This is a genomic window from Psychrobacter sp. TB15 (genome assembly GCF_000511655.1).
Classification (GTDB): Bacteria; Pseudomonadota; Gammaproteobacteria; order Pseudomonadales; family Moraxellaceae; genus Psychrobacter; species Psychrobacter submarinus.
The window spans coordinates 62,839-79,182 of sequence record NZ_AYXN01000040.1 but is presented as its reverse complement, the minus strand read 5'-3'; the positions used below and the strand labels follow the sequence as shown (position 1 = coordinate 79,182).

The following is a 16,344-nucleotide window of genomic DNA, read 5'->3' as shown; positions in this document are numbered from 1 at the left end:
TGTATAACAGAAGATTGTGCCCAGAGTATAAATAATAGGATGTGAATAAGCAGACGAGCTAGATAGGAGAGTCAGCTATAACAGATTATAGCTTAGGAAAGAGCAGATACGGTGTTTTGGTACTGACGAGCAGTTTTTTGGTATCACTGCCTTGTAATATCTCGCGCAGACGCGATTGTCCGAAAGCGCCGCTCATTAGCATGCCAATATCATGCTCGTTTTGATAATAAGTAAGGGCAGCGCTGACATCACGGCAATCTAGCAGAGCTTTTTTGGTATTAATTCCCGCTTGCTTGAGACGCGCATAAGCTTCTCGCAGGGCATCACAGTTGTCATTGTTGTTTTTACCGACCATGACGATATGAATGGTTAAAGCGCGCACTAAAGGCGTTTTGCACAGCCAATCGAGCATCCGGTGAGTAGTAACGCAATTATCAAAAGCAAAGAGGGCGGTAGTAGGGGTCAAAAATGGTGCATGAGTCACCAAAATGGGGCAATGACTCAGTCGCACGAGCTGACTTAGGGTAGTTTTACAAGTCACGTTATGACCGATGACAATCAGTTGCGACTTTTCATCCACGTAGTCGATACTGTCGCTGAGGTTTTCGTGGCGATGTAAGGTGTAGACAGGGCGCTTATATTGATGCTCATCGCAGTACGCCTTAGCTTGATGTAGCAGCAGTCTGCCTTGCGCCTTGAGCTCAAAGTTGCTTAAATGCTCATGGCTAGTGAATTGGTCTAGCAGGTGACTCTCGTCATTGATATTTAGGCAGCCAGAATAGTTCACCGCCGTTTTTTGCTGCATGCTTGGCACAGAGTGGAGCAAGCCAATCGGTGCTTGCAAGCGATTGGCGGCCCACATACTCGCGTCCAATACTGATTGCACGTGATCGGGACAATCTAGACAAGCAATGACACTATCTGGTTTTAAATTACTCATAAAATGGCCACATCGTTCTCATAATAAAAATCAGCCACCCAGTTTAGGATTAAGGCATCACCTGCATGCTCAATAACTGCTGCGGCTGTCTAATCATTCATTGACTCACAAAACCTTATGTTGCATCAGCCTTATAAGAGGTGAGTCTTACAAGGTATATAAAGCTGCTTAATCTAACAGGCCAATATCTCGGCGATCGTGAATAGAGAAGCGGTCAATCAGGGTTCGACTGGCATTGTTTAGTCCAACTACTTTGACATCAATACCCTCGCGTTGCAAGCGCATGACCAGCTTATCAAGCGTATCGACAGCGCTGACATCCCAAAAGTGCGCTTGGCTGACATCGATATGAATGGTATCTAAAGCCTCTTTGGTATCGAAGCTGTTCAGAAATTGCGTGGTCGAGGCAAAAAACACTTGCCCTTGCACATAATAATAGCGCGTATTGGTACTATCGTCATAATCGCTATATATGGTCAAGAACTGGCCAATCTTATTGGCAAAGGCTAAGGCGGATAGTAGTACGCCAACCCCGACGCCATAAGCAAGGTTGTGAGTGATGACGGTCGTCAATACTGTCGCTAGCATCACAATGTTAAATGACATAGGGTGCGTTTTAAACTCACGAATAGACTGCCAGTTAAAGGTACCGATAGAGACCATAATCATCACTGCCACGAGCGCTGCCATTGGGATTTGACTGACCCATTCGCTCAAGAACACCACCAGAATCAGTAGCACCACGCCCGCTATCAAAGTCGATAAACGAGTACGGCCACCAGATTTTACGTTGATCATCGATTGACCGATCATCGCACAGCCCGCCATACCACCAAAAAAACCAGAAACGACGTTAGCGATACCTTGACCGCGGCACTCTTTATTCTTATCACTTGGCGTATCGGTAAGCTCATCAACGATGGTGGCGGTCATCATCGACTCAAGCAGACCGACGATAGCCAAAGCGATGGAGTAGGGGGCGATGATAAGTAGCGTCTCAAGATTGAGCGGAATATCTGGCAATAAGAATACCGGCAATGAGTCAGGCAGATCACCCATACTACCGACATTACGAATGTCTAGGTTCATATACATCGCAACCGCTGTCAGACCGACGATACAGATCAGCGGAGAAGGGATAACGCGGCCAATCTTCGGAATGAGCGGAAACAGATAAATGATCGCAAGGCCTACCGCCGTCATAATATAGACGGTCATACCGACCCGCTCCGTCATCGGATTAAGCTCAGGGAGCTGGGCGGCGAAGATCAAAATCGCGAGCGCATTGACAAAGCCTATCACCACTGAGCGCGAGACAAAGCGCATGAGATTGCCAAGCTTTAAGATACCCATCACTACCTGAATACCGCCGCATAGCAAAGTCGCTGCTAGCAGATATTGCAGCCCGTGATCGGCGACGAGATCGACCATGACTAACGCCATCGCACCGGTGGCCGCTGAGATCATACCTGGACGTCCGCCAACGAAGCTTATGACCACAGCGATACAAAAGGAGGCGTACAAACCTACTTTTGGATCCACGCCGGCGATAATAGAGAAAGCGATGGCTTCTGGAATCAAAGCGAGGGCGACGACAAGTCCTGACAAGATATCGCCGCGAACATTAGAAAACCACTCATCACGTAAGTTATCAACAAAAGATATCATAAGTAAGCTGCATACAATAAAAGACAAAAAGGAAGTCGCTGATCGTGGGCCTATTATCTATTGATAATAGTCACTGACAAGAGAGCTAAGGCGTGGCTTAACAGACTGCGTCTGTCAAACAGTATGGCACTTGCACAGCAGCAAAAGCCAATAACGAGTAGAAGTATAATAAGGTTTAATGATGGTGCTCAATCTTAATATATGAGACTGTCAGCTCACTGGCACGATACCAAAACGGTAACGCTCATTTGACAAAAATGATAATAGAGGCAAAGGTATGCCGCTAGTGACAACATGCTAAACTAATAAAAAGCTAAGTATTTAGCCCTTAGTTATTAACACATAGCACATGGCCATTCGCCAGTAGCGATAAAAACATGGGCATAATAGCACAAAGTGGCAAAAAAGCAGTACCGAAATATCGACGTTACCGTTATCATGCTTATACTTATCGTTCAAAATGACGTGACCGCTCTCATCACTGAGCAACGTTTTCAGAGCGCCTCCATAGTTTAAGAGAAGGAAAGTATATGTCGATCTCTGCGGCACCAGCGACATTGATTCATAAAGGCAGTGGCCTACAAGTCGTCGTCGGCTTAGGGCAGTCCGGATTATCAGTAGCGCATTATCTTACCGAGCAAGGCTACCGAGTTGCCGTCACTGATAATAACTCTACGCCAGTCTTGGCTGAGCAGCTACCAGCTGCGGTTGAGATTCGTCAATTTGGCGGGATTGATAGCGAGTTATTGCTGCAGGCGGCGCGTATTATCATCAGTCCTGGTATTTCTTTGGCAACTGAGGCCGTAGCGCAAGCACGGCAAGCGAATATCCCTGTCGTCAGTGACATTCAGCTGTTTTGTGAAGCGTGTAGTGCACCGATAGTCGCTATCACCGGCTCCAATGCCAAAAGCACCGTTACTACCTTAGTGGGACAGATGGCAGGTGATGCTGGTGTACAAGTAGGCGTCGGCGGCAATATCGGCGTGCCGGCGTTAAACCTATTAGCCAATAAAGAGATGGAGCTAGCGGTTCTTGAGCTATCAAGCTTTCAGTTAGAGACCGTTACTAACCTAGGCGCGCAAGTAGCGACTGTACTCAATATGTCGCCGGATCATCTAGACCGTCATGGCGATATGCTCGGCTATCATCAGGCCAAGCACCGTATCTTTCAAGGCGCAAAGTCAGTAGTCGTCAACCGTGAAGACGCGCTGACTCGGCCTTTAGTCGCAGACAACTTGCCTCGTATTAGCGTCGGCATTCATGCTCCTGATAAAGGCCAGTATGGTTTGATCACTGATCCTGATGGGCAAATTTATTTGGCTCGCGGTACCGAGCGTCTATTATCTGCTGATAAACTACCGGTCAAGGGCCGTCATAACTTACTCAATGCCCAAGCCGCGCTCGCTTTAGGGGAGCTGGCAGGACTGCCTTTAGAGAGTATGCTCGCCACATTACAGCAGTTTACGGGGCTTGATCATCGGTGCCAGTTTGTAGCTTCAGTGACTGATATCGACTACTTCAATGACTCAAAGGGTACTAATATTGGCTCGACTATGGCAGCGGTTGAAGGCCTAGGAGCCGTTTATGCCCCAAAAGATGGTAAGCTGCTACTAATATTAGGCGGTCAAGCAAAAGGCCAGCAGTTTGGTGAGTTGACGCCGCTTATCAATCAATATGTCAGCCAAGTCCTCATCATCGGTGAAGATGCCAAACTTATCGAGCAGCACCTGCGCGATACTGAGCTTAGCGATGATGTCAGATTGCATCAATGCCAGACGTTAGATCAGGCTTTTACTTGCGTTCAGCAAGTGACGGATAGTAGCTTATCGCAGGTACAAGCGGTACTGTTATCGCCAGCTTGTGCCAGCTTCGATCAGTTCAGTGGTTATGCTGAGCGCGGTGAGCGTTTTAGTCAGCTCGTACAGCAGCTCATGACGTCAGATACTGCCGATAGCTAAATGGTCTCTTACTCTTATAAGTGATGGATATTATTGGTTATTTATTCTATAGTTTATAATAAAACTGGCATAAGTTATTTTTTAGATTTTGATGGTGGTGTTCGCTGAACGCCGTACTTTTTGTTTGTTAGTATATTTGAATATTATGGCGCTCTCCTTCTTTTCTCGCTCAAACTCCAGCTCTTATGCCAAAACCGGTAGCGATGGCGTGTTGTCCCTACCTTCAGCTCGCGCTATTTTGATAGCTAGCGTGGGCTGCATGATGGTGCTAAGTTTGCTGATGGTTGCTTCTGCTTCTATACCCTTTGCGCTCAGTCGCGGGATGACAGAGCTCTATTTTTTCAACAACCAACTGCTCTATATGTGCATTGGCTTATTTTTGGCGTTTTTACCTTATAAGTTTGTACCACTTAAGATGTTGTACCAGACGGGTACGCAGTTCTTTTTATTGATGGTGACAGCGCTATTATTAGTCATCACGTTATTTGGTACGCCAATTAATGGCTCCAAGCGTTGGCTGAGTTTAGGAGGTTTTAATTTTCAGGTTGCTGAGCTTGCCAAGCTAGTTGTTATTGTCTTTGTCGCTGACTTTGTGGTGCGCCGCTCGTTTGAGGTGCGTAATGGTTGGGATGGTTTTCTGCGTATATCACTAGTGATTGGCCTGCTGACTTTTTTACTGTTATTGCAGCCAGACTTTGGCTCACTAGTAGTCATCGTCGGGACGGTATTTGCGATATTTTATATAGCCGGCGCGCCCTATAAGCAGTTTATAGCGTTAGGGGCGGTGGTGAGTGTACTTGGGGTATTGGCAGTAACTTTGGTTCAATATCGATTGACGCGAGCTTTGTCGTTCTTAGATCCTTTCGATGATATCCAAGATACTGATTATCAGCTGGCGCGCAGTTTGATCGCCTTTGGCCGTGGTCAGTTTACCGGAGTCGGTTACGGTGAGAGCGTACAGAAGCTTTCGCACTTACCAGAAGCGCATACCGACTTCTTATTGGCGATTACTGGCGAGGAGTTGGGGTTTGTCGGCGTGACGTTGATACTGCTGCTCGAAGCCTTGATCATCGGTAGCGCTATGCGCATTAGTTATAACGCGCTCAAACGTCGGCAGATGCGCATGAGTTATACCGCTTTTGGTATCGGTATTATCTTTATTGCTCAGACGATTATTAATGCCGCGATGAATATGGGGGCAATGCCGACCAAAGGACTAACTATGCCTTTCTTTAGCTATGGCGGCTCCTCGATGCTGATTAGCTTAGTGATGGTCGCGCTGCTGCTTAAAATATATAAAGAGAGCCCTGAGATCGAGAAGAGCCAATGTCGTCATTATTAGCAGCTAGCGCTTAAAGAGTAGCCAATTGCTGTTTGTTTTGTAGTGGGGTATTGTCCCATTGGTCAATAGCTTGTTTTAGCATACGCTCTGGCGTGTCCAAATCAACGGGCTGTTGTTGCAATAATTTGAGAGCTTGCGCGATAAGTGCGCTTGGATCACGTGTATCGATAGGCTGAGCTAGGTTTTGTTTAGAGAGTTTTTGTCCATTGGTATGGCAGATCAGGGGCAAATGATACCAGTAGCTAACAGTCGGCAAGCCTGCCATTTGTAATAAGCTGATTTGCGCGGTAGTCATTGGCAAAATATCTAGACCGCGCATGATGTGAGTGATACCTTGTAAGCCATCATCGATACTCGCGGCCAAAATATAATTAATCATGCCATCTTGCCGACGGACCACCATATCGCCCAAAGTCTGTTGCGGATTATCCCACTGCATCCCTTGAATACCATCCATAAAACCAATGGCATAATCTGGAAGCTGCAAGCGTAGCTTATGCTCCTTTTTATCTAAGACATCATTAATACAGCAGCGCGGATAACGTTGCTGGTTGGGGGATGAACCACTAACCTTTTTTCTATTATCCCAATATCTGGCTAAGCTTTTACGTGAGCATTGGCAGCCATAAGTTAAAGGGGCTAGCACCGTCTGTAAGTAGTCGTTATAGATGTCGATGCGCTCAGATTGATGGATAATATCACCATCCCAGTATAGACCAAGCGTTTCTAGGTCTATTAATATCTGTTCGGTGAACTGCCGATCACAGCGCTCAGTATCCGTATCTTCTATGCGCAGTAGCCATTTTCCGCCCAAGGATTTGATATGACAGTAGCTGGCTAGCGCTGTCGTCAAAGAGCCTAAATGTAACTCACCAGTAGGAGAGGGGGCAAAACGACCTATGGGCAAATCTGTTGTATAAGGCCTTGATGATAAAGAAGGATGAGTAACCGTTGTCAAAATAAAGCACTACCAAAGTGAGAGAAGGGCTATAGCATAACTAAACTGACGGATAAAATATATTGATTTTCAGTAGCGTACTATTAGAGGCAAATGACAGGTAGAGACAAATGACGGGCAAAATAAAGCGAGCGACTCTATCAAGAGCGCTCGCTTTGAGAAGGTATAGATATCAGTAAGGGAGTGTTATTGACCCTGGTTTTGACGCTCTTTCATCTCCGATAAGGTTTTGCAATCGATACATTGCGTCGCGGTTGGACGCGCTTCCAAGCGGCGTAGGCCAATCTCCACTCCGCAAGTCTCACAGAATCCATAGTCGTCATTTTCAATATCAGCCATCGACTTATCGATCTTGCGAATCAGTTTACGCTCACGGTCACGAGTACGCAATGCTAAGGCGAACTCTTCTTCTTGAGTTGCTCTGTCGTTGATATCTGGCATGGCGCTCGACTCGTCTTGGATATAAGTCTTAGTGCGGTCAGCCTCACCGATTAGCTGGTTTTTCCAGTCCAGTAAGATTGCTTTAAAATGTTCAAGCTGCGCATCAGACATATATTCTTCGTCTTTGGCAGGAACATAAGGGGTAAATTTTACTTCAGCTGGAGACGTCGTTGAAGTGCTCATAAGGGTATCCTATTTTTCCAAATTAATTCAACAAAACGATGTTGCAAAAGACAAGACTTCAAAAACTCTCTATCGCCCTGCGACTTGTCCTTTTTAGAACGTTTCACCACGGGGTACGCCAATCATAGGATAGATAAACCTAACATCAATGTGATGCCATACGTTATCAATCGCTAATATTAACCTAATAATGATAACTTTCTTTATCATTATTATACTAACCAACGTCCACTGTCACTATTATTCATTATGCCACTAAAAACTGGCTACCAAGTATCTAGTCTTTTGACCCAGCTTGCAAGATTGCCATTGTTGGCTAATTGCAACCAGCGATAGCCGGCATGTGCTTGTTTATCATAGCTAAAGTCATCCTCATAAGGCATAAACTGATAGCAAGTCGATGGTGTCGAGTAGACTGTGACCCCGTTACGATGACGGACTTGCTCTTGATGCGTATGACCACTGACAATGACCTTTAAGTGCGCATAAGGGGCTAGACGCTGCCAAAAATAATCGGCGTTTTCTATCATGTGTGCATCTATCCACTCAGAGTACATCGGCATCACATGATGGTGTACAGCTAATAAGGCCGGCTTATCACAAGTCGCAAGCTGCGCACATAGCCAATCCATATCCGCCTCAGTCACCGCACCTCCAATCTGGCCAGGGATAGATGAGTCTAGCAGTAACAGCTGCCAAGCGTCCGTCTCAATCACATGCCGGCTCAGTAGCCGCGGATCCATAGCACAAGCGGTCAGCTTACGTTGCTCAAAGGGCAGGTCGTGACACGACTCGTCGGTGACATCATGATTACCTGCAATACAAGCAAAAGGTATCTGCGTGCTATGAAGTACCTCAAAAATATGGTCGTAAGTCACGCTATCAACCTTACTGACTAAGTCGCCGGTGACGAGTATCAAATCACAGCGAATATCTTCAGCAAGCGCTTGAGCAAGATTGGCTTCAAAGCAATGTCGACAGTTGGGTTTTTCATCGCTATGGTCTTCAGCGTTATCTGTACTAGCGGGTGATAATAAATGCATATCGGTAATTTGTAGAACATTTAACTGCCCATCTGGAGCATGAACTCGGTAAGTAGGGTAGCTCAGCATGAGTAAGGTCTCTTAGGCCATAGTAGATGATAATCCTAAACGCTCTGATAACCTTAATACTTCCTAGTCGTCTATCAGTCATTTAATGATTAGCTATCTGCCTGTTTATAGCACAGTTTTTGGTAGCAACCAACTACTTAGTAAAAGAAAGTCGATAAGAGCTAAGTGCGCTTATTAATAGTAGCCGCTCGTAGCCTAATTTTTATTGGCGATTAGTTACGTTCAATTTAGCGAATAGTTTTGAGAATAAGAGCGCAATAAAAAACAAAATAGCGAGCACTAAGACAATCGACAGACCGGTTTGTATATCCATCCAAACACTGCCCCACACTCCTAAAGTCACTCCGAATTGGGCGATGATGAGGGCAGATATGACCATCTGCTTCGGCGATGTCGTCCATAATCTAGCGCTCAATGCAGGTAGTACTAAAAGCCCGCTTATCAGTAGGCTACCGACTGCTTGTAAGGCAATCGCACAAAACCCTGCCAGTATTCCCATAAAAAACAAACGCTGGCGAGCCGGATTAACGCCTTGAATGCGAGCTAAGGCTTCATGAGTGGCAAGTTTGATTTGCGCTGGCCAAATGTATATCAGTAAGGCTAGGCCTATTAGTACGCTCGCTGCTAATATTGGCAAGTCCGCCCAATCTAGCTCTAATAAATTACCGAATAAAAACCCTAAGACGTTGGCTTGTTGGTTGGTTAATTGAGTGAGCGTCAGTAAACCTAAGCATAATAAAGTGACGGCAACTACGGCTAACACCGCATCCATTGGCAAACGCTCATCGTCAATGACCACTAAGCCGAGCACTACCAGCACGCTGACGATACCAACGCCCGCCCCCATGGGTAGCTGCCAAAGCACCGCAAGTCCCACGCCCAAGAGTGTACCGTGCGCTAAGGCATCGGCAAAAAAAGCCATACGCCGCCATAACACAAGGCAGCCTAATGGGGCTGAGAGCAGCGCAAGAATACTGCCGGCAATCCAAGCCGGAGCGATAATGGCCAACCAAGCAGTCATAACTGATATCCGTTAAATAGGCGCTAAAAGGGGGTTAAAAGGGTTTCAAGATAAAGGGGTACTCATATGACGAGCGCTTAAGATGCTACATCGCTAGGGGCATGATGCTCACAAGCGTGATGCTGATGCACATAAGGCTGCTCGTAATGATGGCCAAAGAGCTTTTGAAACTCGCTGGTGATAGCAAGCTCGCTCGGTTGTCCTTCACAGCAAATATGCTTATTGAGACAAATAACGCGCCGGCTACCTTTCATTACCCAGTGCAGGTCATGTGATACGACAAGCATGGCGCAGCGCAAAAACTCCGGCAGCTCATCAATGAACTGATAGAGCCAAACCTCAGTATCAGGATCAAGCCCCTGCATCGGCTCATCTAAGATTAGTAAGTTCGGCTTATCTAGTAAAGCGCGCGCTAGTAGCACGCGCTGCGTCTCACCACCAGATAAATGACCCATCTGCCGTGAAAGCAGGTGATTTAGCGACAACTTATCAAAAATAAACTGCCGCTGCTCTGGCTGTAGTCGGCGTTTATCCGCCTGCGCTAGCAAGTCTTTGACTCGTAGCGGTAAGATAGGCGGCACCGCAAAACGCTGCGGCACATAGCCAAGCTGCAGGGGCTGATGCGCTGTTATAGTACCTTCGCTGGCGGTTATCAGACCTAAGATAAGCTTAACTAACGTCGATTTGCCTGCGCCATTAGGTCCGATCAGACTCACCGTTTCATTAACCGCGATATCGATGCTGATATGCGACAGCAAGCGCTGTCTATCAATATCGTAGCTGACATTGTTTAGGCTTAGCAGCTCAGCACTACTATTTTGCTTAGTCGGTAAGGGGGTTGCGCTCATAGCGGACCTATGGGTTAAAGAATGGCTTTGTGCTTGATGTAAACCCTTAATGTACACAACATTATAAGAGTTAAAAATTAAAGCGATGATAAAAGCTACTGACAAGCTTGGCAGCGGCCGCTTAGTTCGATGACGCTATGATTGACCAAAAACCCTACATCTTGTTCGGCAAAGCTCATCATCTCTTGCACCGGTAAGCTGCTACATTCTTGCACTCGCTGACACTGCTCACAGATCAAGAATGCCGCGGCGTGCTCAGCACGAGGATGACAGCAAGGCACATAAGCGTTGATTGAGGTGAGCTGATGAATCAGACCCTCACCTAATAAAAATTCTAAGCTGCGATAAACCGTAGGCGGTGCGACGTTCTTATTCCGATGCTCATGGTCGTTATCTTGCAGACGAGCTTGCTGCAACTGGGTAATCAAATCATAAGCACCAACGGGCCGCTCGGCCTGCAATATCAGCTCATAGATCTGTTGACGCAGTGGGGTGAATCGCACACCGCGAAGGCGACACTGCTCTATAGCAGCAGTCAGACGCGCATGCACCTCATTAGCAGTGAACTGCTGAACATCATGCAGGTGATGACTAGCTAATGAACAATCGCTCATAACCGCTCCTAAAATAATCGTGCACTTTTTATTGTTATAGTATAACATAATGCAATTAAAAATCGATACTTTAATGACAGCTGTCAATAACAATGGGCTAAAGTGGCATGATAAAAACCATGAATAAAAAAATACTATCCCCGAAGTCTTGGCTCACAAATCTACTAGCAGGTTTACTATTAGCAGGTTTGTTTACCACGAGTGCGCAAGCGGCTGATACCGTAAGCGTCAGTAATTATCCTTTGTTTTTGCTCAGTGAAGCGGTGACAAAAGGTGCACCCTCCGCTAAAAAGCTACTTAACCCGGGTGAAGTAGGGCATCACGGCAGCATTAGCCCAAAAGATATCAAAACGGTTCAAGACAGCACCTTTGTGGTTTGGTTTGGCGCGCCACTAGAGAACAACTTGGCTTCAACTTTAGATAGTGCGCCTAATGCCATATCCTTATTCGCCTTCGATGCTTTTAAGCGTTACCCAATGCGCGATGTCGCAGGTGAGCCACTAGCCGATACCTTAGATACTCATATTTGGCTCGACCCAGAAAACGCCAAAGCCATTACCCGGGCGTTGGCCGTCATTCACAGTCATGCCGATCCAAAAAATAAAACACTCTACCAAGCCAATGCACAGAAATTTGCGCAGCGAATGGATAGGGCAGTGGCTAGTCAGAAGCGTAGTGGCCAACCCGTTAGCGCTTATTGGGCGTATCACGATGCTTATCAGTATCTTGAACCAAGTCTGAATTTGCAGCTGGCTGGTAGCTTAACAGCCGATCATCATCTAGCGCCAAAAGCCAGCCAGATACGTCAGCTGAGTGAGCGGCGTCCAAATAAACGCATGTGCTTAGTGACGCAAAGTAAGCCTGCTAAAGGGCTTATTACCAAGCTGCAACCAGTTAAAACTACTATTCAGTTAGAAGATATGAGCGCCAGCGACGACTTTGTGACCGGTTGGAGTCAGATGGCGCAGCAGATAGCGAAGTGTATAGACTAGTCTTTTGCGATTAGACTGCAAGCTGGGCTTCAGCTAAACACTTGATAGTAGCGGTATTTTCCTTGCGAAAGCTAACTTGAGTCCTTATAATATTCGCGCTTGATGAGTGGAATTAGTGAGACACTGACCTTTATCTCACACTTTAGGATAGCTGATGACCCAACCTGCCAAACGCAGTCAAAAAGATCAAATAAAGGTCTATCTGAAACGGCAAACTTGGGCGCTACTCCTAGTGATCATCGCCGCTTGGCTTATAGATCGCGTTTGGTTCGGTGGCGAGCTAGTCGTCGCAAAAAGTGCGGCTATCGGCGGGGCACTTAGTTTTGTCACGCAAATGGTGTTTGCCACTTTTACGTTTAGTCATAGTGGCTATCGTGCGCGCGATCATATCGTTAAGCAATTTTTTCGCGGTCAAGCGCTCAAGTGGCTACTGACTGTCTTTGGCTTTGCATTTATTTTTATCATGATGAAGCCTTTATCTGTATTGTCTTTATTTGCAGGTTTTATCATGATGAAAATCAGCCATGTCTTAATGCTTGGCCGAATAAAATAACCTCTTGAAAGTAAGCTATTTTCTGATAGCGACAAACGAATAGCTCTTGAGTTTTTATAATCGCTTTACGCCTAATTTGGGCTAAAGGCAACCCATTAACATAATATCTTACAATTTAATTATCGACTTAAAGCCATATGGGCGAGGATGTCACCTTCTACCTTAGCGTTACAGTTGATAAAAAACCAATAATTGACTTTACACGAATACAACGTTGCATTAATATACACAGCTAATTGTTTTGCTTAAGCATAATTTTTTGAGCAATACGCTTGCCAAATGGATAGGCAAATTAGCATATAAAAAGTTTATATGCGTATATAAAGGGCTAGTAGTGATTACTTTTAGGCCCTTTTTTGGTAGCTAAAATTTATGCAAAGCTAACAAAAAGCATTCGTGCTAACCGCACAGGTTAGATTGGGATGGCTGTATTTGAGTATGGGAGCGCTTATTATTAAGCGTGTATTTGCGCGCTATCGTATTAATGCAATGGGGCTGTAGTAGATAAGCACTATGCTAGACTACTTTTATGAAGATAACCCATTGTAAACTCAGTAAAAAAGTACAGCGAAGGCTGTTAGAGTTTTTCACAGCTGAAGTGACTGCTAGAACAGCCGCAGATTTGCTTGATATTCAGCCTAATACTGCTGCACTTTTTTATCATAAAATAAGACTTGTGATAGATCATCATCTCTCATTACAAGCTGATGAGCTTTTTGATGGCGAAGTCGAATTAGATGAAAGTTATTTTGGCGGTGTACGCAAAGGTAAAAGAGGTCGCGGGGCTGCTGGTAAAACCGCTGTATTTGGGATTCTAAAACGAAACGGTAAGGTGTATACCATTGTCGTAGCAGACACCAAACAAACCACCCTAATACCTGTCATCAAGCGTAAAATCAAGCCTGACAGCTTTGTTTATACGGATAGCTATCGAAGTTATAATGCATTAGATGTGAGCGAATTCAAACATTTCAGAGTCAATCACTCTAAAGAGTTTACTTGTGGTAAAAACAATCACATCAATGGCATTGAGAACTTTTGGAATCAGTCCAAACGAACGCTCAGAAAGTATAATGGGATTAATAAGAAAAACTTCCATTTATTTTTAAAAGAATGTGAGTTTAGATTTAACTATGGTTCACCATCTAATCAGCTGAAAACCTTGAAAAAATGGTGTGATATTTAATCCTTATCTACTACAGCCCCAATGCAATTTACGGTAGATGAGCGCAGTAAAGAGTAATCCTAATCACTCACGTATCAGATGACAGCCATGTTTTGGTAGCTGAGTAAATCGTTGATTAATGAGAAGCTGACACTATGGCAGGCGAACAAACAACAACAGAATATATCTCTCACCACTTAACAAACTGGACGTACGGCTATTTGCCGGGCGAAGGTTGGAAAGTTGCCTACACTGCTGAAGAAGCAACTGCTATGGGCTTTAATGCTATCCACCTTGATTCTATGTTGTGGTCAATAGGTTTGGGCATAGTATTTTGTGCTATCTTTTGGATGGTTGCCAGAAAGGTAACCTCAGGAGTACCTAGCAAAACGCAAGCCGCTGTCGAGATGATCGTTGAATTCGTTGATAATAACGTTCGCGATTCATATAGTGGCACCTCAAAGCTGATTGCACCTTTAGCACTAACTATCTTCGTCTGGATCTTTTTGATGAACTTGATGGATTTGCTGCCGGTCGACTTTATTCCAGCGCTTGCCGGTCAAATCGGTGCTGCTATGGGTCATGATCCGCATCATGTCTTCTTCAAAATCGTTCCAACAACCGATCCTAATATCACCCTTGGCATGTCGTTTGCTGTCTTTGCGTTGATTATTTTTTATAGTATCAAAGAAAAAGGGGTTGGTGGCTTTGTCGGAGAGCTGACGCTGCATCCGTTTAGCGCAAAAAACCCTGTCTTACAAATTATTTTAATCCCGGTAAACTTTATCTTAGAGTTTGTAACGCTGATAGCGAAACCTATCTCTTTAGGGTTACGACTATTTGGTAACATGTACGCCGGCGAGTTGATTTTCATTCTGATCGCGCTAATGCCTTTTTGGATTCAATGGGCGTTGTCAGTACCGTGGGCTATCTTCCACATCTTAATTATTACCCTTCAAGCGTTCGTATTCATGATGCTGACGATAGTTTATTTGTCACTAGCATCATCAACTGAACATTAATTAGACATTCAATAGGTAAATGAGGATACATCAATGGATCCAGTATTAGGTGGTTACACAGTTATCGCAGTAGCGCTACTTATCGGTTTAGGCGCACTTGGCACAGGTATTGGTTTTGCGATCTTAGGTGGCAAATTCTTGGAAGGCGTTGCCCGTCAGCCAGAGCTTGGTTCACAATTGCAAACCCGTATGTTCATCGTAGCAGGTCTACTTGATGCGATCCCAATGATCGGTGTCGGTATCGCTATGCTATTGTTGTTCGCTAACCCTCTAGCAGGTTAATCAGAAAGCTCAGTTGTAAATGTTTGACCGTCTTAAGTTGTCTATCTTTTTTGAGGTTACAACCTATAAGTTATACAGAGTCGGACGGTCAGACAGGATCAATGAAACTGATTTTTCATTAACAAAGAGGTGATCACGTGAACATCAATTTTACCATCGTCGGTCAAGCCATTGCTTTTGCAATATTTGTGGTTTTTTGCATGAAATTCGTGTGGCCACCACTTATCGGCGCAATCAATGAGCGTCAGCGTAAAATCGCTGATGGTCTAAATGCCGCTGAAAAAGCAAAAGCTGACTTGGCTACGGCAGAGCAAGATGTCCAGCAAGAGCTTGAACTGGCTAAGACTAAAGCTGCAGCCTTAATTGAGCAGGCGAATAAGAGCGCTAATCAACTGGTCGAAGATGCAAAATCACAAGCGCAAGCCGAAGGTGAGCGTATTCGTCAGCAAGCTCAAGCGTCAATTGATCAAGAGATCAATCAAGCGCGCGAGTCACTGCGCACGCAAGTTGCAGAGCTTTCTGTCCTTGGTGCAGAAAAGATTTTGCAAGATAGAGTCGATGAGCAAAAACATGCTAGCATGTTAGACCAACTGGCGGCGAAGCTGTAACTGTGAGGATATAATGGCTGATTTATCAACCTTAGCACGACCCTACGCAAGAGCCGCGTTTGACTATGCCAATGAGAACGGGGCCGTAAACGAGTGGGAAGATTTCTTGTTTGTCGCAAGCAACGTTGTCAATGACAAAGCGTTTCGTAATTGGCTAGAAAACCCAGCCATCACGGCTGAGCATAAGTCAGCTGCTTTGGTTGATCTTTATGACTCACAAGTGGCTGGTGATGACGATTCTGCTTTTAAGCAACTACTAGGCGAGAGCAAAGGCTCTCGCTATGGTAATAGTATTAGCTATCCTAAAGTGTCACCAGCGCTAAACAACTTCGTAGAGCAATTGGCGCAGCAAGAGCGTCTAGCCCTACTTCCTGAAGTTTATCAGCACTATCGTAGCCATAAAGCGAGTAGCTTGAAACAGCTTGATGCTTATGTCACGACCGCCTATCCATTGACTGCCGCGCAGCGCGAAACGATTCAAACGCGCCTAGCTGCATCGCTCAATGCGACTGTGGTGATTCACGAAACGGTTGATCCTAGTCTATTGGCAGGCGCTACCATAAAAGTCGGTGACAAAATCATTGATGATTCGATGCGCGGCAAGTTACAACAGTTAAAAACACAGCTAACTGCCTAA

The 16,344-nt window shown here is 45.3% G+C and carries 17 protein-coding genes; 9 read left to right on the top strand and 8 right to left on the bottom strand.

What is annotated here, in order from left to right:
- Positions 1-85 precede the first annotated feature (85 nt).
- Positions 86-940: a universal stress protein gene (locus tag W234_RS0110205; protein ID WP_025646754.1), complete on the bottom strand. Its 855-nt coding sequence runs from the start codon at positions 938-940 to the stop codon at positions 86-88.
- Positions 941-1,108: 168 nt separating this feature from the next.
- Positions 1,109-2,608: a SulP family inorganic anion transporter gene (locus W234_RS0110200; protein ID WP_025646753.1), complete on the bottom strand. Its 1,500-nt coding sequence runs from the start codon at positions 2,606-2,608 to the stop codon at positions 1,109-1,111.
- Between the two features lie 530 nt (positions 2,609-3,138).
- Between W234_RS0110200 and murD the strand changes: the two genes are divergently transcribed.
- Positions 3,139-4,566 (top strand): UDP-N-acetylmuramoyl-L-alanine--D-glutamate ligase, encoded by a 1,428-nt coding sequence (gene murD, locus W234_RS0110195; protein WP_025646752.1) that lies wholly within the window; start codon positions 3,139-3,141, stop codon positions 4,564-4,566.
- A gap of 145 nt (positions 4,567-4,711) precedes the next feature.
- Positions 4,712-5,908 carry a putative lipid II flippase FtsW gene (ftsW, locus tag W234_RS0110190; protein ID WP_025646751.1) on the top strand — a complete coding sequence of 399 codons (1,197 nt, stop codon included), beginning with the start codon at positions 4,712-4,714 and terminating at the stop codon, positions 5,906-5,908.
- A gap of 10 nt (positions 5,909-5,918) precedes the next feature.
- On the opposite strand, the gene gluQRS is transcribed toward ftsW, so the two are convergent.
- From gluQRS to W234_RS0110160, 6 genes are all read right to left on the bottom strand, one after another.
- Entirely contained in the window at positions 5,919-6,869 is a 951-nt protein-coding gene (gene gluQRS / locus W234_RS0110185) for a tRNA glutamyl-Q(34) synthetase GluQRS (protein ID WP_084212656.1), read from the bottom strand.
- Between the two features lie 183 nt (positions 6,870-7,052).
- Positions 7,053-7,490 (bottom strand): RNA polymerase-binding protein DksA, encoded by a 438-nt coding sequence (dksA, locus tag W234_RS0110180; protein ID WP_025646749.1) that lies wholly within the window; start codon positions 7,488-7,490, stop codon positions 7,053-7,055.
- Between the two features lie 266 nt (positions 7,491-7,756).
- Complete coding sequence (locus tag W234_RS0110175) at positions 7,757-8,602, bottom strand: metallophosphoesterase (protein ID WP_025646748.1); 846 nt, start codon at positions 8,600-8,602, stop codon at positions 7,757-7,759.
- Between the two features lie 202 nt (positions 8,603-8,804).
- Entirely contained in the window at positions 8,805-9,623 is an 819-nt protein-coding gene (locus W234_RS0110170) for a metal ABC transporter permease (RefSeq protein ID WP_025646747.1), read from the bottom strand.
- Between the two features lie 77 nt (positions 9,624-9,700).
- Entirely contained in the window at positions 9,701-10,471 is a 771-nt protein-coding gene (locus W234_RS0110165; RefSeq protein WP_025646746.1) for a metal ABC transporter ATP-binding protein, read from the bottom strand.
- Positions 10,472-10,566: 95 nt separating this feature from the next.
- On the bottom strand, positions 10,567-11,085 hold the full coding sequence (locus tag W234_RS0110160; protein WP_025646745.1) for a Fur family transcriptional regulator: 519 nt from the start codon (positions 11,083-11,085) through the stop codon (positions 10,567-10,569).
- 119 nt (positions 11,086-11,204) lie between these two features.
- On the opposite strand from W234_RS0110160, the gene W234_RS0110155 reads away from it, so the two are divergent.
- The 7 genes from W234_RS0110155 to W234_RS0110125 all read left to right on the top strand — a co-directional run bounded on the left by W234_RS0110155 (position 11,205) and on the right by W234_RS0110125 (position 16,344).
- Positions 11,205-12,077, top strand: coding sequence for a metal ABC transporter substrate-binding protein (locus W234_RS0110155; protein WP_025646744.1), 873 nt, complete (start codon positions 11,205-11,207; stop codon positions 12,075-12,077).
- Between the two features lie 154 nt (positions 12,078-12,231).
- Positions 12,232-12,630, top strand: a complete 399-nt coding sequence (locus W234_RS0110150; RefSeq protein WP_025646743.1) for an ATP synthase subunit I — start codon at positions 12,232-12,234, stop codon at positions 12,628-12,630.
- A 529-nt stretch (positions 12,631-13,159) separates the two neighbouring features.
- On the top strand, positions 13,160-13,816 hold the full coding sequence (locus W234_RS0110145; RefSeq protein ID WP_025646742.1) for an IS1595 family transposase: 657 nt from the start codon (positions 13,160-13,162) through the stop codon (positions 13,814-13,816).
- 134 nt (positions 13,817-13,950) lie between these two features.
- Positions 13,951-14,817, top strand: coding sequence for a F0F1 ATP synthase subunit A (gene atpB, locus W234_RS0110140; RefSeq protein WP_025646741.1), 867 nt, complete (start codon positions 13,951-13,953; stop codon positions 14,815-14,817).
- Positions 14,818-14,850: 33 nt separating this feature from the next.
- A complete protein-coding gene (gene atpE, locus W234_RS0110135; RefSeq protein ID WP_010197960.1) occupies positions 14,851-15,099 on the top strand; it encodes a F0F1 ATP synthase subunit C in 249 nt (82 codons plus the stop codon).
- A 137-nt stretch (positions 15,100-15,236) separates the two neighbouring features.
- Positions 15,237-15,707, top strand: a complete 471-nt coding sequence (locus tag W234_RS0110130) for a F0F1 ATP synthase subunit B (RefSeq protein WP_025646740.1) — start codon at positions 15,237-15,239, stop codon at positions 15,705-15,707.
- Positions 15,708-15,720: 13 nt separating this feature from the next.
- A complete protein-coding gene (locus tag W234_RS0110125) occupies positions 15,721-16,344 on the top strand; it encodes a F0F1 ATP synthase subunit delta (protein ID WP_025646739.1) in 624 nt (207 codons plus the stop codon).

Bases quoted from the DNA above. Each gene is read 5' to 3' on its own strand.
- ftsW (WP_025646751.1), top strand. From the start codon at position 4,712: ATGGCGCTCTCCTTCTTTTCTCGCTCAAACTCCAGCTCTTATGCCAAA.
- W234_RS0110155 (WP_025646744.1), top strand. From the start codon at position 11,205: ATGAATAAAAAAATACTATCCCCGAAGTCTTGGCTCACAAATCTACTA.
- W234_RS0110160 (WP_025646745.1), bottom strand. From the start codon at position 11,085: ATGAGCGATTGTTCATTAGCTAGTCATCACCTGCATGATGTTCAGCAG.
- W234_RS0110170 (WP_025646747.1), bottom strand. From the start codon at position 9,623: ATGACTGCTTGGTTGGCCATTATCGCTCCGGCTTGGATTGCCGGCAGT.
- W234_RS0110200 (WP_025646753.1), bottom strand. From the start codon at position 2,608: ATGATATCTTTTGTTGATAACTTACGTGATGAGTGGTTTTCTAATGTT.
- atpE (WP_010197960.1), top strand. From the start codon at position 14,851: ATGGATCCAGTATTAGGTGGTTACACAGTTATCGCAGTAGCGCTACTT.
- atpB (WP_025646741.1), top strand. From the start codon at position 13,951: ATGGCAGGCGAACAAACAACAACAGAATATATCTCTCACCACTTAACA.
- W234_RS0110165 (WP_025646746.1), bottom strand. From the start codon at position 10,471: ATGAGCGCAACCCCCTTACCGACTAAGCAAAATAGTAGTGCTGAGCTG.
- W234_RS0110205 (WP_025646754.1), bottom strand. From the start codon at position 940: ATGAGTAATTTAAAACCAGATAGTGTCATTGCTTGTCTAGATTGTCCC.
- W234_RS0110175 (WP_025646748.1), bottom strand. From the start codon at position 8,602: ATGCTGAGCTACCCTACTTACCGAGTTCATGCTCCAGATGGGCAGTTA.
- dksA (WP_025646749.1), bottom strand. From the start codon at position 7,490: ATGAGCACTTCAACGACGTCTCCAGCTGAAGTAAAATTTACCCCTTAT.
- W234_RS0110150 (WP_025646743.1), top strand. From the start codon at position 12,232: ATGACCCAACCTGCCAAACGCAGTCAAAAAGATCAAATAAAGGTCTAT.
- W234_RS0110145 (WP_025646742.1), top strand. From the start codon at position 13,160: ATGAAGATAACCCATTGTAAACTCAGTAAAAAAGTACAGCGAAGGCTG.
- murD (WP_025646752.1), top strand. From the start codon at position 3,139: ATGTCGATCTCTGCGGCACCAGCGACATTGATTCATAAAGGCAGTGGC.
- W234_RS0110125 (WP_025646739.1), top strand. From the start codon at position 15,721: ATGGCTGATTTATCAACCTTAGCACGACCCTACGCAAGAGCCGCGTTT.